A 25793-nucleotide genomic window follows, 5' to 3' on the forward strand; every position below is an offset into this window, starting at 1 on the left:
AATCAAGACTTCTTTCTAGCGTTGTTTGCTTTGAAATCGCCAAACAAAGCGTTTTTCTAAATAAATAGGGTAACTTAATAACAACCAAGCTAAACCAAGACAAAAACCACCTAAGATATCGCTAGGGAAATGGACACCTAAATAGATTCGACTAACCCCAATCATGAAAATCCCAATACCTAGTAAAATTTGCACACAAAGGCGGACCGTTTTATTTTTAATGAAAATTGGCAGAATCAATAAAATAGTGCCGTAGAACAAGGTACTTCCTACAGCATGTCCGCTAGGAAAACTATACGTATGTTCAGTTACTAAATGCTCCAAAGTAGGACGTTGGCGCATAAAGAATAATTTTAATAAAGAATTACCTACGCCAGCAATTAAGGCAGTATTAATAAAGAGCCATAATGCTTCAGCATAATATTTCCAAACAATAAATAGAGCAATGACAACGATCGCTAAGATGATAATCGTCAATGAATTGGCAAATTTGGTGTACCAAATAAAAAAGTTATTTAGCTGTGGAAAAGGACGACGAACAAAAGAAGTAATTGTTTGATCAAAGCCTTTGAGCCAGGTTGGATAAAAACGAACAACATAGCCTAAAAACATAAATACTAAAAGAAAACAACTACCTGCAAATTGATAATAAAGTTTGTTTTTCATAAAAAATCCTTTCAAAATTTAATCGCAACAATCCGTATTATACCATCAAAAGGGTAAAAAATTAAAAGATAATTTCATTGCCTGATTAGAGGGGATACAGATATTAAAAAAGTTCTGGCACCACAATGAGAGATTGTGCTGCCAGAACTTTTTTTAATGGCCATGTTTATTGATTATCGTCGTCAGGAGTATCAACGGTAATATCGCCGAATTCGCTAGAAAGGTTAAACTCTGTATCCGCACGACCATTCTTATAAGATGTTCGCTCTTTGTTTAAAAGTTGAACATCGCCTAATTTTGATTCCCCTTTGATTGAAATGTTACGCAAAATTTCTCCAGAATTTACATAAATATCTCCATGGACAAGAGCGACAGTTAATTTTTTAGGCACAGCAGGCATGTCTAAAGAAAAATCACCATTTTCACTTGAAAAGTTAGCTTCTCCTTTGAAATCATAGACGCTAATATCGCCATCTGTCGTTGTTGCTTGGATGTTTCCACGAGCATTTTGCACTCGAATATCACCAGAAATAGTAGTATTTTTGATTTCATCGAAATAGGCTGAATCCAACGTTATATCGCCGTCAGTGGTTTCAACTGTTGCTTTTTTAGCGGAAGTATCCGCTGAAAGGTAGATACCATCTGAAGAGTTAAGCGTCATTTTTTTGGCTTTAACACCCGATAGACTAACATAAGAATTTGGTAGATTAGTTGTTAATTCGTCTACGTTAAAAGCATTCAATGAAACTTGTGAATGGGTTGAGCCATCAATTACTAACTTTTTCACATTATTAGGAATCTGGACACTCACGTTCGGTGTGAAGTCACTAAAAATACCAATATTAAAGAATGACAATTCGGGTTGGTTTTGTGTGCGAGTGGTATTGATGGTTGCTGTTATTTTATTTTTTTCTTCTTTGACATCTAAGGTGCCTTCAGCTTTTGAATAAAAGGCATTATTCGGTGATCGTAATCCCATTTTGTTACTATCAGTTTTATAAATGGTATAAGGGCCTTTGCCTTTTAAGGATAAGTGAAGTTCTTCGCCTGCTTGTTTATTTTTTAGTGTATAACTTTCTTTTAGCGGCGTGACTGATTTTTCCGCTTGCTTGTAATAATAGACGGCGCCAGATCCACCAATTAGCATCGCTAAGACAGCAATGGATAAGAGAATCCCTGTTGTTTTTTTCATTAGATATCACCTCGTAAAACAGCAATGTTCCATTGGAAATAACGCTTAAAGACATGTGCTGAAAATTTTAAAATTGGTAGAAACAGTAACCAACCAATGATTGATGCACCAAATAAAAAGAGACTCATAGATAATTGGAAAAAGGAAGCGGCATTTGCTTGGGCAATAACACTATAAATACCATAAATTGGTGAAAATAAAGTTGCAGCTCCGGCAATGCCACAACCGACGTACATTAAGGCAATCCCTAAAATAACCCAAAACATGAAGAAAAAATTTAAACAGAAAATACCAAGCACTTGGAAAAATCGGGTTAGTGGCCGATGCTGTGGTCGTTGATAGTATGGAGAATCATTATCATAGTAAAATTCAGATTCTTCTTCATAGGGATGATCATAAGCAGGTGTAGCCGCTGGAATTTCTTGCCAGCCATTATTTTCAATTTTTCGTTCCGTCAATTCGATGCCTTGTTCTTTTAAAATTTCTTCTGCGATAACCCGTGGTTTCCCCAATGATTTTGCCACTTGTTCCTCTGTTTCGCCTTCCGCAACACGAGCATCAAATAACGCCTTGTATTTCGCAAGAATAATAGCTTGATCTTTTGGATTTAATGCTTTTAAATAAATTTTCAGCTCAATAATAAAATGTTCTTTATTCATTCCGCTCCCTCTTTCTACACGATTCATTTCTCATCTTAAACTATAATTTCTTTTTGAGCGAATAACAAGAGGAATTAAAAAAATCAGACTAAGGTAAAGAAGCGTCTACAACTAAAGTCGCAGTTTTTTTCCGAGTAGTAACAAGAGAGGAAATCCATGTTAAAAAACATTACTTCTTTACAATCTAGTTACAGTAATATGAAATTTTGTTGAAGTGTTTTTAATTCGCCAGAAAAAAAGGTATACTTGTTATAATAACAAAACTAAAAAATTACATTTACATATAAGTTAAAAAAGGAAAGTTGGGGACGTATCAATGAAGAAAGAATCAATGTCACGTATCGAAAGAAGGAAAGCACAACAAAGAAAGAAAACGCCAGTACAATGGAAGAAGAGCACTACTTTATTCAGCTCGGCGTTAATTGTTTCATCTGTAGGAACGCCCGTTGCGTTACTACCAGTGACTGCTGAGGCAACAGAAGAACAGCCAACAAATGCGGAAGTTGCCCAAGCACCTACTACGGAAACTGGCTTAGTAGAGACACCAACAACAGAAACTACGCCGGGAACTACGGAACAACCGACAACGGATTCGTCAACAACGACTGAATCGACAACTGAATCATCAAAAGAAACACCAACAACACCAAGTACCGAGCAACCAACAGCTGATTCAACTACACCTGTGGAATCAGGAACGACTGATTCTTCAGTAGCAGAAATTACGCCAGTAGCTCCTTCAGCAACCGAGTCTGAAGCAGCGCCTGCGGTTACACCCGATGATGAAGTAAAAGTACCAGAAGCTAGAGTAGCTTCTGCGCAAACTTTTTCAGCGTTATCACCGACGCAAAGTCCTTCAGAATTTATTGCCGAGTTAGCTCGTTGTGCACAACCTATTGCGCAAGCCAATGATTTATATGCATCAGTGATGATGGCTCAAGCAATCGTTGAAAGTGGTTGGGGAGCAAGTACGCTATCTAAGGCACCAAACTATAACTTATTTGGGATTAAAGGCAGCTACAATGGACAATCTGTCTATATGGATACATGGGAATATTTAAACGGTAAATGGTTAGTGAAAAAAGAACCTTTCCGTAAATATCCTTCTTACATGGAATCATTCCAAGATAATGCGCACGTGCTAAAAACAACTTCTTTCCAAGCGGGCGTTTACTATTATGCTGGGGCTTGGAAAAGCAATACAAGTTCGTACCGCGATGCAACTGCTTGGTTAACAGGTCGTTATGCGACAGATCCTAGCTACAATGCTAAATTAAATAATGTCATTACCGCATATAACTTAACTCAATATGATACACCATCTTCTGGTGGAAATACTGGGGGCGGAACAGTTAATCCAGGAACAGGCGGCTCGAACAATCAATCAGGAACGAACACGTACTATACTGTAAAATCAGGAGATACCTTGAATAAAATTGCCGCGCAATATGGTGTGAGCGTTGCTAATTTACGCTCATGGAATGGCATCTCTGGCGATTTAATTTTCGTTGGTCAAAAGCTCATCGTGAAAAAAGGTGCTTCAGGTAACACTGGTGGCTCAGGCAACGGTGGTTCTAACAATAATCAATCAGGAACGAACACGTACTATACTGTAAAATCAGGGGATACCTTGAATAAAATTGCCGCGCAATATGGCGTGAGCGTTGCTAATTTACGCTCATGGAATGGCATCTCTGGCGATTTAATTTTCGTTGGTCAAAAGCTCATCGTGAAAAAAGGTGCTTCAGGTAACACTGGTGGCTCAGGCAGCGGTGGTTCTAACAATAATCAATCAGGAACGAATACGTATTACACAATTAAATCAGGCGATACCTTGAACAAAATTGCCGCGCAATATGGTGTGAGCGTTGCTAATTTACGTTCATGGAACGGCATCTCTGGCGATTTAATCTTCGCTGGTCAAAAAATTATTGTGAAAAAAGGTACTTCAGGTAACACCGGCGGCTCAAGCAATGGTGGTTCTAACAATAATCAATCAGGAACGAATACGTACTACACGATTAAATCAGGGGATACCTTGAACAAAATTTCTGCACAATTCGGTGTTAGTGTGGCTAACTTACAAGCCTGGAATAACATCAGCGGTAGTTTGATTTTTGCTGGTCAAAAGATTATCGTGAAAAAAGGCGCTAACTCAGGTTCAACGAATACGAACAAGCCTACGAATAATGGTGGCGGTGCGACAACATCTTACACGATTAAATCAGGCGATACGTTGAATAAAATTTCTGCACAGTTTGGCGTGAGTGTTGCTAATCTACGTTCATGGAACGGGATCAAAGGCGATTTAATTTTTGCTGGTCAAACAATCATCGTGAAAAAAGGCGCTTCTGCAGGTGGCAATGCTTCTTCAACAAATAGTGCATCAGGCAAACGCCATACAGTTAAAAGCGGTGATTCACTTTGGGGCTTATCAATGCAATACGGAATCAGCATCCAAAAAATCAAACAATTAAATGGCTTAAGCGGGGATACAATTTATATTGGTCAAACTTTAAAAGTTGGTTAATTTAAGATTGAAAAAAATAGCTATCTTTGGTAACATGAGTCTTATAATAGAAAAAAACAATGAGAAGGAATAGTAGAAAGAACCATGTGATAGAGAGCGTATGGCTGGTGGAAATACGTACAGAAGCTTTTGAACTCGCCTTTAAGTTACTTTTTTGAACAAACCAAGTAGGAAAAGTCGGTGACGATCGTTAAGACGTTTGAGGTTAAGGTGACGGTGACTGACCGTTTCTTTGACGAATTTAGGTGGTACCACGTTGCATTTGTATGTTCACGTCCTATAGGACTTTTTCCTATAGGACTTTTTTTTATCACTAAGTGGCTAGTTTAAGTCAGAATAGTGACAATGGCTGCAGGTGGCAAATTTTAAGAATGAAAAATTTTATATTACTAGGAGGAATAACATGAGCTACAATCACAAAGAGATTGAGAAAAAATGGCAAAAATATTGGGCTAAGAACAATTGTTTCAATACATTGGACGACCCAAATAAAGAAAAATTTTATGCACTAGATATGTTTCCCTATCCATCTGGACAAGGCTTACATGTAGGTCACCCGGAAGGCTATACAGCAACCGATATTCTTTCACGTATGAAACGTGCGCAAGGCTATAATGTGTTGCATCCAATGGGCTGGGATGCGTTTGGTTTGCCAGCAGAACAATATGCGTTAGACACAGGAAATGACCCAGCTGAATTTACTAAGAAAAATATCGAAACATTCCGTCGCCAAATTAATTCATTAGGATTCAGCTATGATTGGAATCGCGAAATTAATACCACTGATCCTGAATATTACAAATGGACACAATGGATATTTACAAAATTATATGAAAAAGGGTTAGCTTATGAAGCAGAAGTTGCGGTTAACTGGGTACCTGAACTAGGAACTGTTATTTCAAATGAAGAAGTCATTGATGGAAAAAGTGAACGTGGCGGTTATGATGTGGTTCGCCGACCAATGCGTCAATGGATGCTGAAAATTACTGCTTATGCAGATCGCTTATTAGAAGATTTAGAGCTTGTTGATTGGCCAGAAAGTATTAAAGATATGCAACGAAATTGGATTGGACGTTCTGAAGGAGCCAATGTGACCTTTAAAGTCGCTGGTACAGAAGAAAGTTTCACGGTGTTTACAACCCGTCCTGATACCTTGTTCGGTGCAACCTATACTGTTCTAGCTCCTGAACTAGAACTAGTGAAAAAAATTACGACACCTGAACAAACAGCAGCTGTAGAAGCATATATTGAAGAAACCTCAAAAAAATCTGATTTAAATAGAACGGATTTAGCAAAAGAAAAAACAGGTGTTTTCACAGGTGCGTATGCGATAAATCCAGTCAATGGCCAAGAAATTCCAATTTGGATTGGCGATTATGTTTTAGCAAGCTATGGCACAGGCGCAATCATGGCGGTCCCAGCGCATGATGAACGGGATTACGAATTTGCGAAAACATTTGGCATTGATATCCTACCAGTAATCGCAGGTGGCGACATTACAACAGAAGCCTATACAGGTGATGGACCGCATATCAATTCTGATTTCTTAAATGGATTAAACAAAGCAGAAGCCATCGCTAAAATGAATGAGTGGCTAGAAGAAAATCACGTAGGGAAAAAAGAAGTATCTTATCGTTTACGTGACTGGTTATTCTCTCGTCAACGCTACTGGGGTGAACCAATTCCTGTGATACATTGGGAAGATGGAACAACCACAACGGTTCCTGAATCTGAGTTACCTCTACGTTTACCAGTAACATCGGATATTCGCCCAAGTGGAACTGGGGAATCGCCATTAGCAAACATTGATGAATGGGTCAATGTCGTCGACCCTGAAACTGGCATGAAGGGAAAACGTGAAACGAATACTATGCCACAATGGGCTGGAAGCTCTTGGTATTACTTACGATTCATTGATCCTCATAATAAAAATGAAATTGCTGATTTTGAAAAATTAAAACGTTGGTTACCAGTTGATATCTATATTGGTGGTGCCGAACATGCGGTGTTGCATTTACTTTATGCTCGTTTTTGGCATAAATTCTTATATGATATTGGTGTGGTTCCTACCAAAGAACCTTTCCAAAAATTATACAACCAAGGTATGATTTTAGGAGAAAACAACGAAAAAATGTCTAAATCACGTGGCAATGTTGTAAATCCCGATGATGTGGTGGCTAAATATGGTGCGGATACGTTACGTCTTTATGAAATGTTTATGGGCCCATTAGATGCTTCCATTGCTTGGAATGAAAATGGCTTAGAAGGAAGTCGTAAATTCTTAGATCGCGTTTGGCGTCTGATTGTTGATGAAGAAGGCAAAATGCGTGACCGAATTACCACAATTAATGATGGCCGTTTAACGAAAGTTTATCATCAAACGGTTAAAAAAGTGACAGAAGATATGGCAAACTTGCACTTTAATACAGCGATTTCTCAATTAATGGTTTTTGTGAATGAAGCCAATAAAGTGGATGCCTTACCTTATGAATATGTGGAAGGATTTGTCCAATTACTTGCGCCAATCGCGCCACATATTGGTGAAGAGCTATGGCAAATTTTAGGTAACGAGGAAAGTTTAACTTATGTCCCTTGGCCAACCTATGATGAAGCGGCTTTAGTAGAAGATGAAGTGGAAGTAGTTTTCCAAGTGAACGGAAAATTACGTGGCAAACAAAATGTCGCTCGTGGGTTAAGCAAAGAAGAATTAGAACAAATTGCAATGAACCATGAAGCTGTTAAAGAATTTATTGAAGGAAAAACAGTGCGCAAAGTGATTGCTGTTCCAGATAAATTAGTAAATATTGTTGCAAATTAAGTTATATATTTTAATACTAACTAGTAATATTCATTTATACTCATATGAAATTTCCGATAGTTTCTAGCTAGAGACTATCGGAAATTTATATAAGAATGAATAGGATATTTCATGTTACAATTTCCTTGCATTATTTATTTTTTATAAAAATAAGAAAAGTCAAGTCCAGACTCCTGTGTAAAATGCTATACAATGTTTTTACCATTTCTACTTATCAAAATTGATGTATTTTCTTGAAGAATAAATCCATTCATCATGTAGGTCCATAAGAACGGCTCCAATTAAGCGATTGGCTGATGTTTGATTGGGGAAGATGCGAATAATCTTTTCTCTTCTGCGTACTTCTTGATTCAGTCGTTCAATTAGATTGGTACTCTTTAGTCGATTGTGGGAATTTCCTTGTACGGTATATTGAAAGGCGTCTTCGAATCCATCATCCAATGATGCGCAAGCTTTTGAATATTTTGGTTGATCGATATAATCATGAATCAATCGATTTTTAGCCTCACGCGCTAAGTTAATATCTGTGAACTTAAAAATTCCTTTAACAGCTTCTCTGAAAGATTTTGAATTTTTTTTAGGAATGGTGGTAAAGATATTTCTTAGGAAGTGAACTTGGCATCTTTGCCAACTTACGTTGGTGAAGGATTTTCTAATGGCAGAGACTAATCCTTTGTGCGCATCAGAAATAACGAGTTCCGTACCTTGTAAACCGCGTTCTTTTAGGTATTCAAAAAATGTTGTCCAGGTCTCTTCGCTTTCGCCACTTTGAATCATGAAGCCGATAATTTCACGGTCGCCATCTTTGGTTATTCCAATCGCTATATGACAGCTTTTTGAGAGTACTCGATTTTCTTCTCGTACTTTTATATAGAGTACATCGGTCATTAAGTAAGGATAATTTTTTTCTGATAATAAACGATTCTGCCACTCGTTAACCATAGGTTCTAGCTGTTCTGTTAAGCTAGAAACGAAGGACTTAGAGACGGATTTACCACAAAGTTCTTCCACAATTTTTGATACTTTACGAGTTGAAACGCCTGATACATACATTTCCAACATTGAAGCCATGAGGGCTTTTTCGTTTCGTTGATAACGTTCAAACACTGTGGGTGAAAAATGGCCATCACGTGTTCTGGGTACTTTTAATTCTAGCGTGCCTACACGTGTCGTAAAGCTGCGCTCATAATAGCCATTTCGTTGACTTTGTCGGTTTTCTGTTCGTTCATATTCTTTTGCTTGAATATATTCTGTTCGTTGATTTTCCATTAGTTGATTAAATACCGTTGTTAAAATATTTTTAGAAACGTCATCCTTTACAGAATATTCAATAATGCTTTGAATCTCTTCGCTTTTCAGTGTAAAATGTACTTGGGTCATGTAAAAGTCCTCCTGGGTATGTTTTTGTCGTTAAAAACATTGTACCGTAAAAGGACTGTTATATGGCCTTTTTACTTTTACACAATTATACGGACTTTATCATAAGAAATTTTTTTAATTGTTAGTGTATTCTATTTGGAGGTTTATGAGAAAGGATAAAGATAATGAAAATAGAAAATTCAATTTTTAAATTGATAAATATAGTCAGTTCATTAGTCATTTTATTGACTATTTTTGGAGCTGTTCAATCCGATAATTTAAACTTGTCAGAATTAAAAGCGTCTCACCTGATTTGTATTCTATTTATAATAGTTGCTATGACAATGTTGATAGTTTCTAGCTATTATAGAAAAAGATTCCTTATTTTTTTTGAGAATATGATATTTTTTTTGAAAAAACATCTGAAAAAAATAACATTTATATTGATTGCCATTACAGTTGTTTTCCAAATAATTATTGTAGCAGTAACTACCGCCCCAATTGGTTGGGATGTTGGTAGTATTTTTAATGGGCTAAAAAACTTAGATGTAACCAATGAATCCATTAGCAATTATTTATCAATGTATCCTAATAATTCTTTTTTCTTTTTTTTAATGTTGGGAATTATTAATTCAGTGAATCACTTTTCTCCTAATATTGGTAATACATGGCTTTTTTGGCAGTTATTGAATATCGTTGTTTTAGATACGGGTATAGGTGTATTAACAGTAGCAGCTAATAGACTTTTTTCGAAAAGAGTTAGTTATCTAGTTTTATATCTATCTATGTTTAGTCTAGCATTATCACCATGGTTATTAGTTCTTTATACTGATAGTCTTTCCTTTATGTTTGTTTCTTTAGTACTATTGGTTTATTCTTTTCTTGGAAAAAAGAATAAACATCATTTTATATGTATTCTTTTTTTAGGGATATTATGTGGAATTACCTTTTTGATTAAACCTTCTGCAATTATATTTTTAATTGCTTGGACAATAGTATTTATAGTAATTTTTGTTGCAAATTACAAAAAAAACAGGAAATATGTTAACATACTCAGTGTTTGTTTATTTGTTATAGGAATGGTAAGTTCAGTAACTACATTTACTATTTATAAAAATCAACAGACGGTTATTCAATATGATAAAGAAAAACAATTCCCTATGACACATTGGATGATGATGGGTTTAACTGGAAGTGGCGGTTATAACTCACAAGATGTATCAACCATGAGTAAGCTCAAAACAACTAAGGAAAGGAAAGAGTATGCAGGGAAGACAATAAAAAAAAGGCTCCAAGATTATGGAGTAGGTGGTTATCTGAAATTTATTATCAAAAAGCATTTTAATAATACTGATCGTGGTGATTTTGGTTGGGGAAGCGATGGAACTCCTCAAAAACCAGAAAATAAATCTAAATCTAAATTTCAGAGTTTTTTCAGAGATTTTTACTATCAGCAAGGAAAAAGAACAAGGACACTCCGTTTTTATATGCAAATTTTATGGATATTTACGTTATTTGGTATGTACTTAACAACGGTCTCTTTTGATAAAAAACAAATTTCATATAGAGAATTAATCATAAAGCTTACTATTATTGGAGCTATGATGTTTCTACTATTATTTGAAGGTGGTCGCTCACGCTATTTAATTCAATTTTTACCATTTTTCTATTTACTTTCAGCAATTGGATGGGAAAGTGTGTTAACAGCAACTAATAGGAGGAAAAAAGAAAATGTCAAAACTTTTTATAGTAGTACCATGTTATAATGAAGAGGAAGTACTACCTATTTCCAGCAAGGTATTGTTGGATTTTTTAAAACGAATGATTGCTAAGAATAAAGTAAGTACAGAAAGTTCCATTTTGTTTGTGGATGATGGTAGTAAAGATAAAACATGGGCTATTATTAAAAGACTATCTGAACAAGAAGAACATTTTAAAGGTCTTAAATTTAGTCGCAACTTTGGTCACCAAAATGCACTTTTAGCTGGTATGACGACAGCGGTTCAATTTGCAGATATGATTGTTACGATTGATGCAGATTTACAAGATGATGTCGAGGCAATTGAGGGAATGATTGATGCTTATCATGATGGAAACGATGTTGTTTATGGCGTTCGTAGTAACCGTGATACAGATACCGCGTTCAAAAGAAAAACTGCAGAAATGTTTTATTCATTTATGAATAAACTAGGTGTGAATACCGTACCAAACCATGCAGATTTTCGTTTGATGAGCAATCGAGCGACTAAGGTATTACTAACTTTTAAAGAAGAAAACTTATTTTTAAGAGGGATGGTTCCATTAGTTGGATTTCCTAGTACAAAAGTTTATTATTCAAGAAATATTCGAGTAGCTGGTGAGTCAAAATATCCGCTAAAAAAAATGCTTAATTTTGCTATGGAAGGCATTACTTCCTTTTCAATTGTACCAATAAAAATGGTTAGAAACATAGGGTTTATTACTTTATTAATTGGTATCTTTTATATGATTTATAGTTTAATACAACATTTTACAGGAAATGTTGAAGCTGGTTGGTCTTCTCTTATCATCAGTATCTGGTTTTTAGGGGGAATTCAATTAATCAGTCTGTCTATTGTGGGCGAATATATTGGTAAAATTTATTCCGAAGTTAAGGGGCGACCACGTTTTATTATTGAAGAAGAAGTCTAAATTAAAAAATAGAATTTTTTAGTAAAATACAAAATTGAGCTCGAATACCGGCTGGAGAAATCTGGCCGGTATTTTTATGAAATGAACCGTTTACAGTATTGAACACTGAACCGAAGTTTCGTTTTGCTTCGCTGATAATTAGAGGAAATCAATTTATTAATTTCTTTTGTCAAGAATCGCTTTTATATTCGAGTGTTTAGCAATATGGAAAGGACAAAACTTTATCATTAAACAAATCAAGAAAAGGATTCAGCTAGAGCATCATTCTTAATTAGGATGTTCCGTTTTGATTATGTTTCGAATGCTTAAATTCAGGTGTATCCGTTGGCAGTTTTTTGATGAAGGACCTTAAAATTAAATTTTTCTACTATTTTGACTCATTCTTGTACAGTGGAATATGAAGAGATATTAAATTGCTTTGTCCAGTGTTTGATAGCATCTTTTCTCCATTTTGATAAGCTTTTACTACTTTGTTCTTGAATGCATAATCATATTTTGCTAGTTTAAATACGCCTCCAAAGTTAGATTTTTGTTCTAATTTTGGAGGCGTATTATACAGCTATATGGTCCTTCTTTTTTATAATAAATGTAAATGTCCATTTGGAAAATGATAATTGGAGCGGCGTTTAAATTCAAAGGTTGCGTCATCTTGGCTCAGCAACGGTTCGTTATGTGGATGGACACGACAAAGTTGTTTAATTTCATCCATGTTTTCAAAATTTTCGACTAAAATGCCGAAATCGTTCTCGCAAGTATAGTTGTAAACGACTGCGGTAGGATGTTGTTTAATCCCCATTTCTCGAGCAACTTTTTGGTCGGTTTGGAAAGATTCTTTGACAAAATCGGATTGTCGGTCTTTACGATACATATCAATATCCCCGCCGGCCGCTAGAAGTAGTTCTTCTGATAACTCAGGAGAGTAAGCTAGACCGTCTTCAGCTACTGCTTTTTGTAAGCCAATCAACAATTGTCGGCCTTTTTTTCGGCCTTGTAACTGTGCTGCTTTATAGTCAAGAGCGGCTGAGTATAAATCTTCAAAAATTCGATTCCGTCGTTTAATGTCATTAATCGGAATATGTTGACGACTCAAAAATTCATTGATCGTTTTCATGTTTAATAAAGGGATAAAGCGCAATTGTATTTTTTTCTTGTCGTTAACAGACAATTGTATAATTTCTTTTTCAATTTCTAAACAGACGCCGCCTAAAGGATTGACGAACAAATAAATTTCAACCATTCATACTTCCTCCAATGCCATGCTTTTTCAAATACAGGTGCCAGAACGTCAGTGCTTCGAATACTAAGGGGCAGTGGTCCGCATCATGCGTTGAATCTTGTTAGGTGCAAGCGTAATGGGAATGTTCAAATCAGCCATTAATGTTTGAAACGCTTGCTTGCCGCTTTCAGCTTCAGTAACTTCTAACTCTAATTCAAAATCGTGCTGTTGGTTATACCAACTTTCGTCTAACGCAAGTAGTCCTTGAGGAATTTGTTTTTCTGCACGTGCTGTTTTTAATGAACCAATTAAATGGATCGAGGCGATTTCAATACCTAATTCTTGTAATTTCTTCGCCACAGCCCCCTCAGTAGGGAGGTGATTCCTCTTGATAAAGTGGTTCGCCGTCTCAAGCGATAAAGGGTCATTGATTTCTAATAATCCTTCTGGCGCAGGAACTTTTAAGGTTAACTCACCACGATCTGCTAATACGCGAATTCTTAAGCCCATTCGTTGTGCTTTTAATTGAAAATCGTCCGTATCAAAATAATGATTTGTTTGCGTAAAAAAGTCCGTTTTTTGAATAGCAAAATGGTCGATTAATCGATTGAAATCTTGTGGACTAACTAATGTTTTAAATTCAATTTCTAAGTGCTCACTCATGGGGTTCTCTCTCTTTCTTAAATCACTCCAATTTTCACATATTATATAGGTTTCCGTCAAGAAAAGTGGTCTTCTCTGTGAAAAATTTTTCTAATGAAAGGCGTTTGGAAATCAAATAGCGAATAACACCCTATTTTAGGGAGGACTGTGGTAAAATAATCAGTGAATGAAATTCAAGGAAATTGAGGGATCTACCATGGAACGAGAGTGGGAGCTGTTTTTAGCGCCATATGAACAGGCGGTCAGCGAATTAAAAGTAAAACTACGAGGTATTCGTAAACAATTTCGGGAGCAAGATAAACACATACCAATTGAATTCGTTACAGGACGTGTGAAACCAGTAGATAGTATTTTGACCAAGACGGCTATTCGGCATATTCCTTTAAATCGGATTGAAGAAGAAATGCAAGACATTGCTGGTTTGCGGATTATGTGCCAATTTGTGGAAGACATTTACCAGGTAGTCGCACTTTTAAGAAATCGTAAAGACTTAAAAATTGTGGAAGAACGGGACTACATTGAAAATAAAAAAGAAAGTGGTTATCGTTCGTACCATGTGGTGGTGGAATATCCTGTGCAATTAGTCACTGGGGAAAAGATTATTTTGGCCGAAATCCAAATTCGGACACTTTCCATGAATTTTTGGGCAACGATTGAACATTCTTTGAATTATAAATATCAAGGTGTCTTTCCTGAAGAAATGAAAGAACGCCTTCAGCGAGCGGCAGAGGCAGCCTATTTATTAGATGAAGAAATGTCATCTATTCGTGAAGAAATTCAAGAAGCACAACATTACTTCTCTCATGGCCGTGGATTGCTAGAAAACGAATACTATAAGCAAATTAAAAACGAAACACCAGAAAATCAGTAAAGGAGTCTGCTTATGAAAGTGGCGATTGTTCATAACTCGGAAGAAAAATCGAAACAAGTCACAAAACAACTGACAACACTATTAGAGCAAAACCAAATTCAAATAGACAATCGTCAACCTGAACTTGTGATTTCAGTCGGCGGAGATGGTACGCTTCTTTCCGCTTTTCATCGATTTAATCATCTGTTAAACGAAGTAAGTTTCTTAGGTGTACATACCGGACACTTGGGTTTCTATACAGATTGGCGTGATTATGAATTAAAAGAACTAGTTGAGAGTTTGTGTATTCATCGTGAAAAAAGTACGAGTTATCCATTATTAGATGTGCGGATTCGGTTTAGAGATGGGAAACCAGATAAACATTTTTTAGCATTAAATGAATCAACAATTAAACGAGGAAACCGGACGATGGTGGGCGATGTGTTTATTAAAGACGAACTGTTTGAACGATTTCGTGGTGATGGGTTGTCGATTTCGACCCCAACCGGCTCTACTGCGTATAATAAAAGTATTGGTGGGGCTGTTTTGCATCCTAGCATTAATGCGTTTCAGTTAACCGAAATCGCCTCCTTAAACAATCGTGTCTTTCGAACATTGGGGTCACCGATTGTAATCGCACATACGGAGTGGCTGGAGATTAAATTACAGGAAAGTGATGATTATTTTGTCACGGTGGACCAATTAGATATTTATCAAGAAAATATCGCTTCCGTCTGCTATCGAATTGCAGACGAACGGATTCATTTTGCCTCTTATCGGCACATGCATTTTTGGCATCGAGTGAAAGATGCCTTTATTGGTGAGGATTAATTAAACGATGGAATTTCAATGGACATATGACAAAGAAACAACACAACAAGTGAAATATTTTTTAAAGGAACAAGGCGTTTCAAAAGGGTTATTAGCTAAGGTGAAATTTCAGGGTGGTAAAATTCAAGTGAATGGGACCGCTCAAAATGCCATCTATCCTTTACAAACTGGCGATGTCGTTAAAATGACGATTCCAGATGAAGCGGAACATGAGACATTATTAACAGATGATGAACCGATTGAAATTGTGTTTGAAGATGATCATTTTTTAGTAGTTAATAAGCCCGCTGGCATTGCCTCGATACCTGCTCAGTATCATCCTTCAGGAACGATGGCGAATCGTGTTAAGGGCTATTACAAGCGTCAAAATTATGTGAATCAAGTTATTCATGTCGTGACTCGTTTAGATCGAGATACTTCTGGGCTGATGTTATTTGCGAAACACGGCTTTGCTCATGCTTTAATTGATCAAGAATTACGAGAAAAAAAGGTGACAAAAATTTATTATGCCCTTGTTGGTGGAGCGATTGAGCAGTTAAACGAGCATCAATTGATTGAAAAGCCAATTGGGCGCGACTTGTCCTCTTTATTAAAACGCCAAGTTATCGAAACAGGTCAATTTGCTAGTACAGAATATTGGCTCGCAAAAAGAGGAGCCCAAGCAGCAGCTGTGCGCATTCAGCTCCATACAGGACGAACACATCAAATTCGGGTACATTTTGAAGCAATTGGCTGTTCATTATTAGGGGATGAGATGTATCATGGAGAGATGGATCAAGGAATTGAGCGGCAAGCGTTGCATTGCATGGAACTAATTTTTACTCATCCTTTTACCAAAGAAACGGTTCATCTGATTTCCCCACTAGCGGAGGATATGAAAAGTGTAGATGATACGTTATAATAATAAAGAGGCAGGAGGGGAAAGTGTAAGATGAATGAAGGCCAAGAAATGGAAGAGCAATTTGCCCTTCTTTTAGAAACGCTAAAAAATCAACAAATGAACGAATTTCGTGAGCTATTTTTAGCGTTACACATTTATGAACAAGGACAATTTTACCAATCGTTAGATGAAAAAGACCGACAACATTTATACAATTACCTATCTCCGAAAGAATTAGCGGATATGTTTGATGTTATCGAAGAAGATAATGAGAATATGAAAGATTATTTAGCTGAAATGCGCCCAAGTTATGCAGCCGATATGTTAGCTGAGATGTATACCGATAATGCGGTGGATTTACTAAATATGTTAGACAAAAGTCAAAAGGCGAAATATCTTAGTTTGTTAAGTAGTGAAGAAGCAGGCGAAATTAAAGAGTTACTTCATTACGAAGATGAAACTGCTGGGGCGATTATGACCACCGAATTTGTTTCGATTGTGGCGAATCAAACAGTGCGTTCTGCGATGTACGTCTTAAAGAATCAAGCGGACATGGCGGAAACAATCTATTACGTTTACGTAGTCGACCAAGAAAATCATTTAGTCGGCGTTATTTCGTTGCGGGATTTAATTGTTAATGATGATGATACCTTGATTGCTGATATTTTGAATGAACGGGTTATTTCAGTTCATGTTGGCGATGACCAAGAAGATGTCGCGCAAACAATTCGTGACTATGACTTCTTAGCTGTGCCAGTTACAGATTATGATGATCATTTGTTGGGGATTGTAACAGTTGATGATATTATTGATGTTATCGATGATGAGGCCGCTAGCGACTACTCTGGTTTAGCCGGGGTCGACGTTGAGGAAGTTAGTGAGAACCCTTTAAAAGCCGCTTCTAAACGATTACCTTGGTTAATTACGCTGCTGTTTTTAGGGATGTCTACGGCCTCGTTAATCAGTAATTATGAGTCGTTAGTTAGCGAAGCGAGTATTTTAGCCGTTTTTATTTCTTTAATTACCGGAACAGCCGGCAATGCCGGAACACAATCATTGGCGGTCGCGGTACGCCGTTTGGCTATGAAAGATGAAAAGGATAGTAATTTTGGTCGCTTAATCTTAAGTGAAGTACTCACGGGACTAGTGACGGGGGCTGTGACAGGTTTAACCATTATGATTGTGGTTGGCGTGTGGCAACATAATCTTCCGCTTGGATTTGTGATTGGGATGGCAATGCTCTGTGCAATTACTGTGGCGAATTTAGCAGGGAGTTTAATCCCGATGTTAATGGATAAATTAGGGTTTGATCCCGCAGTTGCCAGTGGCCCGTTTATTACTACCTTAAGTGATTTAACCAGTGTATTAATTTATTTCAATATTGCCAGCATGTTTATGCGTTATTTTGTTTAAAAAATTGCACTTATTTATCATGAGACTGAGGTAAAAGGATTCGTTGGTTTGCTTGAAATCAAAAAAGTGAGATAGCCGTTAATACGACGGCTACCTCACTTTTTTAGATACAAGAAATTAAACAATTTTTGTGCCATGGACTTCTGTGACTTTTAAAGTGTCCATCACAGTTTGAACGTTTTCTGTGGAAATACCGCCACCTGGTAAAATAAGAATCCGTTGATCTGCGTAGGCAATTAATTCTTTTAAATGATCAAAGTTGTCTTCGATAGGGGTACCAGCTGGCCCGCCATGAGTTAAAATACGCGTCACACCACGCTCAGCTAACCAGTCGATCGCCTTAAATTGGTTTTCTTTCGACAAGGCATCAAAAGCCATATGAAAAGTGATTTGCAAGCCTTCAGCTGTTTCAATGAATAAGTCCAAAGCTTCTTCATCTAACCAACCATCCTCAGTTAAACAGCCAATAACAATGCCGTCGGTTCCTAATTTCTTTGCTTCGATTAAATCGGTATGCATAATTTTTAATTCAATATCATTATAGACAAAATTGCCGCCACGAGGACGAATGATTGTCATCACTGGTACAGAATGTTCGCCAGCGTATGCTAAGACTTCTTCAATAACACCAGTACTTGGCGTCGTTCCACCCACGGCTAAGTTATCGCATAATTCGATGCGATTCGCACCTTTTTGAATGGCTTGGGGAATCTTAGTGAAATTTTCGGCACAGAATTCTTTAATCATTTCTTATCGCTCCTTGCTTTTTCTTCACAGGCATTGTACCATAATTCTGCTTACTACCATAGCCCTGAAAAAAAGAGTGCAACTTTTTATAAGAGAAAATGTTCATTTGATGAACGTAAGGAGTTTTAAATGTTAAAGAAAATTGAACGAGCACAACAATTATTGAAAAAAGAAGCAGCTGTATTTCGCTGTCCAACTTGTCATCAACCAATGCATGTAGAAGGGGTTGGTCTGATTTGTCAACAGAGGCATCAATTTGATTTATCCAAGAAAGGCACGTTATACTTTCTAAATCATGGCGTTCAGACAGAATATAATAAAAAAATGTTTACTTCTCGAGGAAAAATGATTCAAAGTGGCATGTACGCGCCTGTTTTAAACAAAATTATGCACTATCTTCCTCAAAATAAAACAGTAGTCGATGTTGGTTGTGGTGAAGGGAGTTTTCTAGCTGAGTTAAGTCAAGCAGGCTTATCTGGACTGAAAATCGGGTTTGATTTATCAAAGGAAGGAATCTATTTAGCAAGTAATCAGCCAATTGATGCGTTTTGGTGTGTGGCGGATTTAACGAATTTGCCATTTGCGGATCAAGGGCTTGATACGATTTTGAATATTTTTTCTCCTTCACATTATCAAGAATTTCGGCGAGTACTAAAAGCTGACGGGACTGTGATTAAAATTATTCCTGAAGAGAATTATTTAAAGGAATTACGAGCGGCTTTTTATCCCAATGACGAAAAGAAACAAAGTTATTCCAATCAAAAAGTAGTCCAACGTTTTGCCGAGGAATTAGCTGTGGAAGTAGATGAACGAATAACTTATTGCTTTGACATTCCCGAGGAAAGACGGTTGGATTTATTAGAAATGTCGCCATTAGAGTGGCAAGTTTCTCAAAAAGTTAAAGCCGAGCTACAACAGCGACCATTGGAAAAAATCACGATTGACGTCCGCTTGTTAGTAGGTCGTAAAAGATAGACTTTTTTGTGAAGAAAATCCTAAAAAAGTCTTGCAATAAAGTGACATTGGTGTTATATTACTTACAAGTTGTTTTTTCATTGGTTTTTATCAGGGTCCTGTTCTGATAAAAGTTAGTGAAGAGACCTTCACTAACGTAACGACTCGCCGTGCTAGACACCGAGACGGTACGTTTTTTTTATTGGTTAGAATAGCTGCCGCCTGACATCATCGCGTCATGCGGTTTTTTTTTGAAAATAAGTATTGTGGGCGCTATTTATTTTGAATTTATGCTAAAATGAACACGATTGATATTTGAGGAGCTGAAGATAGTTGACGAACCATATTGTTTTATTTGAACCACAAATTCCAGCAAATACTGGAAATATTGCACGGACATGTGCAGCGACGAATACACCGTTGCATTTAATCGAACCTTTAGGATTTTCAACAGATGATAAACACTTAAAACGTGCCGGATTAGATTATTGGAATGATGTAAATATTACGTATCATAAAGATTTGGCTGCCTTTTTAGCCCATGTGGCAGGCAAACACTTGCATTTAGTAACCAAATTTGCTCACCAAACATACAGCGAGGTCAATTATAATGATGGCGAGGACCATTATTTCCTTTTTGGAAAAGAAACAACGGGCTTACCAGAAACGTTTATGCGAGAAAACGAAGAAAAGTGTATCCGAATTCCTATGAATGATGAACATGTGCGCTCGTTGAATCTTTCTAACACTGCCGCACTAATTGTTTATGAAGCCTTACGTCAGCAAAATTTTCCGAACTTAGAACTGACGCATCATTATGAAAATGATAAATTGGATTAAAAAAAGTTAAGACAGTAGCGCTTTTTTCAAAAATGTCAGAAGAAAGTGGTTTTATTTTTACTGTTGGCCAATTTCCAAGCCTAGAACAAAAAACAATTTAGATTTTTGTTCTAGGCTTATTTTGCTTGGATTACTAGAAACTTCCATGGATATTTTCGCAGGGAAGTGATAAACTAGAAAGACATATGAAGAGATAAAGAAGTTTGGAGAAGTTACATGAAATTATATTTTACACGACATGGAAAAACTGAATGGAATCAACAGAAACGATTTCAAGGAATGACAGGAGATTCGCCGTTATTACCAACTAGTTATGATGAAATTAAACAATTAGGCCAATATTTACAAGATATTCCGTTTGAAAAAATTTATTCTAGTCCGCTATTACGTGCCAAAAATACTGCGCGGGGAATTCAACAAGAATTGAATCGTCCAGTTGAAATTGTTTATACAGATAGCTTAAAAGAATTAGGTTTAGGTCGTTTAGAAGGACAATATATTGAAGAAATGCGTAATTTTTATGGAGAAGAATTAGATCATTTACGGCATCGTTTAGATTTGTATGATCCAACAATTTTTGATGGTGAACCAATCGAGCAAGCGATTCAACGGATTTCAGAAACAGTTGCTGAAGCGGCGAAGCAGCACGAAGGTCCAGTTCTATTTGTCGGACACGGAGCAGCGCTGACGGCGGCAATCCAAGCGATGGCTGGTAAACCATTATCAGAATTACGGACAATGGGCGGGCTGTTAAACAATAGCCTTTCAATCCTTGAAACCAAAGAGGCATCAAGGAACATGCCGTACGACTTAACGTTATGGAATGATACGTCTTTTTTAGCTAAAGAAAAAGCACAATAAGCGCACAACAGAAAGGAGGGCTTGTAGTGGTAACACTTTTTGGTGAGGACGAAGAAAAAGCCTTTATTGTTGGGACTGTACAAGCAATCTTTTTTGAAAATCCCAGTAATTTTTATAAAGTCGTTCTTGTAAATGTGACCGATACAAATACAGATTATTTAGAAAAAGAAATTGTAGTAACTGGAAGTTTTGGCCAAGTTCAAGAAGAGGAACCCTACCGTTTCTTTGGTCATTTTGTGGACCATCCTCGTTATGGCAGACAGTTTCAGGTGGATAGTTATCAGCAAGAAAGACCGACTTCGGCTAGTGGGGTGGTTAACTATTTATCAAGTGACAAATTTCCTGGCATTGGTAAACGAACCGCTGAAAAAATTGTTGAAGTATTAGGGGAAAGTGCGATTGACCGAATTATTGATGACCCGAGTGTTTTGGAAGAAGTTACTGTTTTAAATGAAAAAAAACGTCAAGTAATCGTCGAAACAATTCGTTTGAATCACGGGATGGAGCAAGTGATTGTGGGACTAAATCGATACGGCTTCGGTAGTCAGTTAGCTTTTTCAATTTATCAAACGTATCAAGAAGAAACCCTTTCTGTGATTCAAGAAAATCCCTATCAGTTAGTTGAAGATATTGAGGGAGTCGGATTTAAACGAGCGGACAATATTGCTGAACAAATCGGCATTCAGGCGGATTCTGCTGTTCGAATTCGAGCGGCGATTTTACATGAAGTGTTTGAACACTCCATTCGCTCAGGCAATACGTATGTTCAAGCAGATGTTTTGTTAGAAGAAGCGATTCGGACCTTGGAAGCAAGTCGCCCAGTGGAAATCTCACCTGATCAAGTGGCCAATGAAATCATTACGTTAGTCGAACATGGAAAAATCCAACAAGAAGAGACTAAACTTTTTGAGAACAGTCTCTATTTTTCTGAATGGGGCATTGGTACTTCGATTCAGCGTTTACTTTCTCGTAAAAAAGAAATTCATTACGAGGAAGAAGAAGTCCAAAAAAATATCCGAATGATTGAGAAACGTTTAAATATTCAGTATGGCGACTCGCAACAAGCAGCGATTGAAGAAGCGATTAAATCGCCGTTATTTATTTTAACTGGAGGGCCCGGAACAGGGAAAACAACTGTTATTAATGGGATTGTCTCGTTGTTTGCGGAGCTAAATGGTCTTTCATTAGATCTCAAAGACTACACGCAGGAGATGTTTCCAATCTTGCTAGCGGCGCCAACTGGGCGAGCAGCGAAACGTATGAACGAAACGACAGGTTTACCTGCAAGTACCATCCATCGTTTGTTAGGCTTGACAGGTCGTGAAAAAAATCCGAGTTTAACCGCCAAAGAATTAGAAGGCGGTTTGCTAATTGTAGATGAAATGTCAATGGTGGATACTTGGTTAGCCAATACGTTATTAAAAGCTATTCCGACAAACATGCAAGTGATTTTTGTTGGTGATAAGGACCAGCTACCGTCTGTCGGTCCAGGTCAAGTCTTACATGACTTATTGCAAATTAACGAAATTCCCAAATGTGAGTTAAACGAAATTTATCGTCAAGGAGACGGTTCAAGTATTATTCCTCTTGCCCATGAAATTAAAGAAGGAAAGTTGCCTGCTGATTTTCAAAAAAATCAAAAGGATCGCTCGTTCTTTGCAAGTGATATTGGTCATATCGAAGAATACATTCGACAAATCGTCACAAAGGCAAAAGCAAAAGGGTTTACGCCACAAGATATCCAAGTTTTAGCGCCAATGTATCGTGGCGCAGCCGGCATTGATGCCTTGAATAAAATGATGCAAGAAATCTTCAATCCAAATGATGGTAAGAAAAAAGAAGTCAAATGGAATGACACCGTCTATCGGATTGGGGATAAAGTTTTGCAACTAGTCAATACGCCAGAATTAAATGTGTTCAATGGAGATATGGGAGAAATCGTCGGAATTACTTTGGCCAAAGACTCAGAGGACAAAGTGGACGAGTTGGTTTTACAGTTTGATAATAATGAAGTAACGTATAAAAGAAATGAATGGAATAAAATTACGCTATCGTATTGTTGTTCGATTCATAAAGCGCAAGGTAGTGAATTCCGCATGGTGTTACTGCCAATGGTTCATCAGTATAGCCGAATGCTGCAACGAAATTTGTTGTATACAGCAGTGACACGTAGTAAAGAATTATTAATTCTATTAGGGGAGGTTTCTGCTTTTGAAACATGTGTCAAAAACGAATCGGCTAGTCGCATGACGATGCTAAAAGAACGAATCGTGAACGCAGAACAAATGACCTTAACGATTAGAACTCAGTTAGAAGCCTATGAAGAAGGTTTAACGGCAGACCATCCATTTACTGAAAAGGAAACAAAAGCTGTCTCTTATGAAACTGAACAGCAATCAACGAAAGCCGATCAGATCAAAGAAACAGACGAGCAATTAGTTGAAACAACGGTACAAGAAGTTTCACTATTTGCTGATGAAGGGGAAGAGTCAACCCCAGAAACAGCAAAGAAAGCGACAAAAGTTGTCGAAGAACCATTACCAAAAGAACCACGACTAACAGTCGAAATTATTCAAACAAATGCTGTTGATCCAATGATTGGAATGAAGGAAACGACGCCTTATCAATTTATGTGAGAAAAGGAAAGAGTGCCATAAGTCGTTTTGACTTATGGCACTCTTTTTCAACCTTAAGGGACTCAGTTAAAACCAAAACAAACGTTTTTGTGTGGTATAAACCATATCAATACTTCGTTTGCCTAAAATCTCGCCATCTGCGTGAATGGTTTGTGGAATCGTCGAAACAATTCGAATTTTGCTTGATTGAAAATGATGAAAATGCTTAGATTTCCCTTGTTTTTGGCGAAGCAATAGGAAAATAAGCCACAAAATTTTAAAAATATTGATTCGTTCCACGACAACTAAGTCCACGACTGCTTTGCGAGGATTGGCCGTCGGCATAATTGATACGCCCCCGCCAAAATAAGGATGATTTGTGACCGTACATAGGAAAGCACGATTAAATGTGTATTGTTTACCATTCATTTCAACTAAAATTGGAAAGCCTTTTTGTTTAAAAAAGACATGAATGATTGAAGAAATATAGGAAAGCGAGCCAAGCTTAAATTTATTTAAGGCTTTTTTTGATGACGATTCGTTGGTTTTTTCCACGATTGCCGCATCTAACCCTAAGCCAACATTATTGGTGGCTAAGCCGATTTCTTCTTGGTTGGCTTCTACATAATGAATCGTTTGAATTTCTTTTGGTCGTCTGGTGCGCAGGATTTGATGCAATGCTTTATCAATATTCCTTGATAATCCCACCCCTCGTGCAAAATCATTTCCAGAGCCGCATGGAATATAGCTTAAAGGAATAGCTGAATCATATGGAAGTAATGAATTAATGACATTATGTAGTGTGCCATCGCCGCCTAGCACGACTAGGATTGGAAAAGTTGAAACGTCTAAGTCTTCAGACCAAGGAAGTAAAGTTGTTTCTGCAAGTTCCTTCGTCAATTCTTTTTCATGTCCAGCGTAATCAGTGTAAAGAGCCGTATATTTAAGTTCTTGTTGCTTGAGTTGTTGAATCACTTTTCTAGCGACTTTTCGGCCATTGCCGCTACTTGCTTGCTCGTTGATAATAAGATAGTAGTGAATGTTCATTGAGCTCCTCCTTTGAATCGCTATTGTCCATTATACCAGAGGGAGGAACTTCTGCGAATAAAGATTGCTTAAAAAAGTAAAAAATGACTAGAAAAAGGTACGAAACAATGCACGAGAGGTGAAAACTGCAAATAAGTGCAAAGTAAAACAGGGCTTTCATTGACTATTTTGACTTTCCATATTAGAATGTGAACTGTTGCAATTGTAACCAAGGTTCATCAACCATCCCTTGTAAAAAAACTCGGAGAAAGAAGGAAAAAGTATGCAAAATTCGTTTCAAGCCAATCGAAAGCTAAGAACAGTCTTAGCCAATGGTATCATTATGGGCTTATATATTGTCCTCTCTTTATTGGTTCGGCCAGTTTCTTCTGGTATGATTCAATTTAGAATTTCAGAAAGTTTGAATCACCTAGTCGTTTTCAATCGCAAATTGATGTGGGGTGTTTTAGGCGGCGTTATCTTTTTTAACTTATTTTTTGGTTTCGGTGTAATGGATGCTCTGTTTGGTGGAGCGCAAACATTATTTGCGTTGAGCTTAACAGCTTTTTTACAAAAAAAGGTACCAAGTATTCCTGTTAGAATGTGTCTAAATAGTCTATTTTTCACTGTAAGTATGTTTTTTATTGCCTTTATGCTAGTACCAAGTGGCGGCCAAGCATTTTGGACAACTTATGGTTGGTTAGCATTAAGTGAAGCGATTATTATGACGATTTCAGCACCAATCATGTACTTTATCAACAAGTCATTAAAATTTGAAACACGTATTTAATTGAAAAGATGTGGATAGAAATGATTCATCCTTTGAATGGCAGTGAAGAAAAGTGTCGTTGCTATTAGTGAACTAAGTGGTAGAATGAACTGTTTCTACCTCGTCTTTTTTACATAAAGAATAAGATCTACATTTTTTCTAAAAATTTTCATGTAAAACTTTACTAGTCTGTTGGAATACACTATGATAGTGTAAGATAAACGGACTATTGGA

At 37.0% G+C, this 25793-nt stretch carries 21 protein-coding genes and 1 other annotated feature; of the genes, 13 read left to right on the forward strand and 8 right to left on the reverse strand.

The window, feature by feature from the left end; translation table 11 throughout:
- Nucleotides 1–15 precede the first annotated feature (15 nt).
- The 3 genes from IGK96_RS02695 to IGK96_RS02705 form a co-directional block, all read right to left on the reverse strand.
- Complete coding sequence (locus IGK96_RS02695; RefSeq protein WP_002355669.1) at nucleotides 16–666, reverse strand: phosphatase PAP2 family protein; 651 nt, start codon at nucleotides 664–666, stop codon at nucleotides 16–18.
- Nucleotides 667–832: 166 nt separating this feature from the next.
- Entirely contained in the window at nucleotides 833–1858 is a 1026-nt protein-coding gene (locus IGK96_RS02700) for a DUF4097 family beta strand repeat-containing protein (RefSeq protein WP_002366219.1), read from the reverse strand.
- A complete protein-coding gene (locus IGK96_RS02705; protein ID WP_010713859.1) occupies nucleotides 1858–2517 on the reverse strand; it encodes a DUF1700 domain-containing protein in 660 nt (219 codons plus the stop codon). The genes IGK96_RS02700 and IGK96_RS02705 overlap by 1 nt, the downstream gene beginning before the upstream one ends.
- 316 nt (nucleotides 2518–2833) lie before the next feature.
- Here IGK96_RS02705 and IGK96_RS02710 point away from each other — a divergent pair, with 316 nt between their 5' ends.
- Together IGK96_RS02710 and leuS are read left to right on the forward strand one after the other, a co-directional pair.
- On the forward strand, nucleotides 2834–5047 hold the full coding sequence (locus IGK96_RS02710; RefSeq protein WP_048947686.1) for an autolysin: 2214 nt from the start codon (nucleotides 2834–2836) through the stop codon (nucleotides 5045–5047).
- Nucleotides 5048–5097: 50 nt separating this feature from the next.
- Nucleotides 5098–5330: a binding site (T-box leader), on the forward strand.
- 120 nt (nucleotides 5331–5450) lie between these two features.
- Nucleotides 5451–7865, forward strand: a complete 2415-nt coding sequence (leuS, locus tag IGK96_RS02715) for a leucine--tRNA ligase (RefSeq protein ID WP_002364766.1) — start codon at nucleotides 5451–5453, stop codon at nucleotides 7863–7865.
- A gap of 207 nt (nucleotides 7866–8072) precedes the next feature.
- On the opposite strand, the gene IGK96_RS02720 is transcribed toward leuS, so the two are convergent.
- Entirely contained in the window at nucleotides 8073–9245 is a 1173-nt protein-coding gene (locus IGK96_RS02720; RefSeq protein WP_000195429.1) for an IS256-like element IS256 family transposase, read from the reverse strand.
- Nucleotides 9246–9409: 164 nt separating this feature from the next.
- Here IGK96_RS02720 and IGK96_RS02725 point away from each other — a divergent pair, with 164 nt between their 5' ends.
- Nucleotides 9410–10990: a glycosyltransferase family 39 protein gene (locus IGK96_RS02725; protein ID WP_010828580.1), complete on the forward strand. Its 1581-nt coding sequence runs from the start codon at nucleotides 9410–9412 to the stop codon at nucleotides 10988–10990.
- Nucleotides 10956–11894, forward strand: a complete 939-nt coding sequence (locus IGK96_RS02730; RefSeq protein WP_002376017.1) for a glycosyltransferase family 2 protein — start codon at nucleotides 10956–10958, stop codon at nucleotides 11892–11894. Before IGK96_RS02725 ends, IGK96_RS02730 begins: the two co-directional genes overlap by 35 nt.
- A 577-nt stretch (nucleotides 11895–12471) precedes the next feature.
- Here IGK96_RS02730 and IGK96_RS02735 read toward each other — a convergent pair.
- Nucleotides 12472–13131 carry a ClpXP adapter SpxH family protein gene (locus IGK96_RS02735; protein ID WP_002362545.1) on the reverse strand — a complete coding sequence of 220 codons (660 nt, stop codon included), beginning with the start codon at nucleotides 13129–13131 and terminating at the stop codon, nucleotides 12472–12474.
- Nucleotides 13132–13194: 63 nt separating this feature from the next.
- Complete coding sequence (locus tag IGK96_RS02740; RefSeq protein WP_070415741.1) at nucleotides 13195–13773, reverse strand: CYTH domain-containing protein; 579 nt, start codon at nucleotides 13771–13773, stop codon at nucleotides 13195–13197.
- Between the two features lie 196 nt (nucleotides 13774–13969).
- Here IGK96_RS02740 and IGK96_RS02745 point away from each other — a divergent pair, with 196 nt between their 5' ends.
- The 4 genes from IGK96_RS02745 to mgtE are packed head-to-tail and all read left to right on the forward strand — an operon-like array spanning nucleotide 13970 to nucleotide 17747.
- Nucleotides 13970–14644 (forward strand): GTP pyrophosphokinase, encoded by a 675-nt coding sequence (locus tag IGK96_RS02745; RefSeq protein ID WP_002356484.1) that lies wholly within the window; start codon nucleotides 13970–13972, stop codon nucleotides 14642–14644.
- Nucleotides 14645–14656: 12 nt separating this feature from the next.
- Nucleotides 14657–15454 (forward strand): NAD kinase, encoded by a 798-nt coding sequence (locus IGK96_RS02750; RefSeq protein WP_002356486.1) that lies wholly within the window; start codon nucleotides 14657–14659, stop codon nucleotides 15452–15454.
- Between the two features lie 7 nt (nucleotides 15455–15461).
- Nucleotides 15462–16355: an RluA family pseudouridine synthase gene (locus tag IGK96_RS02755; protein ID WP_070415740.1), complete on the forward strand. Its 894-nt coding sequence runs from the start codon at nucleotides 15462–15464 to the stop codon at nucleotides 16353–16355.
- 30 nt (nucleotides 16356–16385) lie between these two features.
- Nucleotides 16386–17747, forward strand: a complete 1362-nt coding sequence (gene mgtE / locus IGK96_RS02760) for a magnesium transporter (protein ID WP_002362548.1) — start codon at nucleotides 16386–16388, stop codon at nucleotides 17745–17747.
- 117 nt (nucleotides 17748–17864) lie between these two features.
- Here the strand turns inward: mgtE and cutC are convergent, their stop codons facing one another.
- The gene (gene cutC, locus IGK96_RS02765; RefSeq protein ID WP_002359565.1) at nucleotides 17865–18494 is read right to left on the reverse strand and encodes a copper homeostasis protein CutC; all 630 of its coding nucleotides are present in this window, start codon (nucleotides 18492–18494) and stop codon (nucleotides 17865–17867) included.
- 129 nt (nucleotides 18495–18623) lie between these two features.
- On the opposite strand from cutC, the gene IGK96_RS02770 reads away from it, so the two are divergent.
- From IGK96_RS02770 to recD2, 4 genes are all read left to right on the forward strand, one after another.
- Complete coding sequence (locus IGK96_RS02770) at nucleotides 18624–19469, forward strand: methyltransferase domain-containing protein (RefSeq protein ID WP_010707217.1); 846 nt, start codon at nucleotides 18624–18626, stop codon at nucleotides 19467–19469.
- A gap of 312 nt (nucleotides 19470–19781) precedes the next feature.
- Entirely contained in the window at nucleotides 19782–20288 is a 507-nt protein-coding gene (gene trmL / locus IGK96_RS02775) for a tRNA (uridine(34)/cytosine(34)/5-carboxymethylaminomethyluridine(34)-2'-O)-methyltransferase TrmL (RefSeq protein WP_002356493.1), read from the forward strand.
- A gap of 216 nt (nucleotides 20289–20504) precedes the next feature.
- Nucleotides 20505–21149 carry a histidine phosphatase family protein gene (locus IGK96_RS02780; RefSeq protein ID WP_002365042.1) on the forward strand — a complete coding sequence of 215 codons (645 nt, stop codon included), beginning with the start codon at nucleotides 20505–20507 and terminating at the stop codon, nucleotides 21147–21149.
- A gap of 26 nt (nucleotides 21150–21175) precedes the next feature.
- Complete coding sequence (recD2, locus tag IGK96_RS02785) at nucleotides 21176–23785, forward strand: SF1B family DNA helicase RecD2 (protein WP_071646784.1); 2610 nt, start codon at nucleotides 21176–21178, stop codon at nucleotides 23783–23785.
- A 66-nt stretch (nucleotides 23786–23851) separates the two neighbouring features.
- Here the strand turns inward: recD2 and IGK96_RS02790 are convergent, their stop codons facing one another.
- Complete coding sequence (locus tag IGK96_RS02790; RefSeq protein ID WP_002356498.1) at nucleotides 23852–24811, reverse strand: diacylglycerol/lipid kinase family protein; 960 nt, start codon at nucleotides 24809–24811, stop codon at nucleotides 23852–23854.
- A 262-nt stretch (nucleotides 24812–25073) separates the two neighbouring features.
- Here IGK96_RS02790 and IGK96_RS02795 point away from each other — a divergent pair, with 262 nt between their 5' ends.
- Nucleotides 25074–25580, forward strand: coding sequence for a QueT transporter family protein (locus IGK96_RS02795; RefSeq protein ID WP_002356499.1), 507 nt, complete (start codon nucleotides 25074–25076; stop codon nucleotides 25578–25580).
- Nucleotides 25581–25793: the final 213 nt, after the last annotated feature.

The organism is Enterococcus sp. DIV0682 (assembly GCF_051712685.1).
Classification (GTDB): Bacteria; Bacillota; Bacilli; order Lactobacillales; family Enterococcaceae; genus Enterococcus; species Enterococcus faecalis.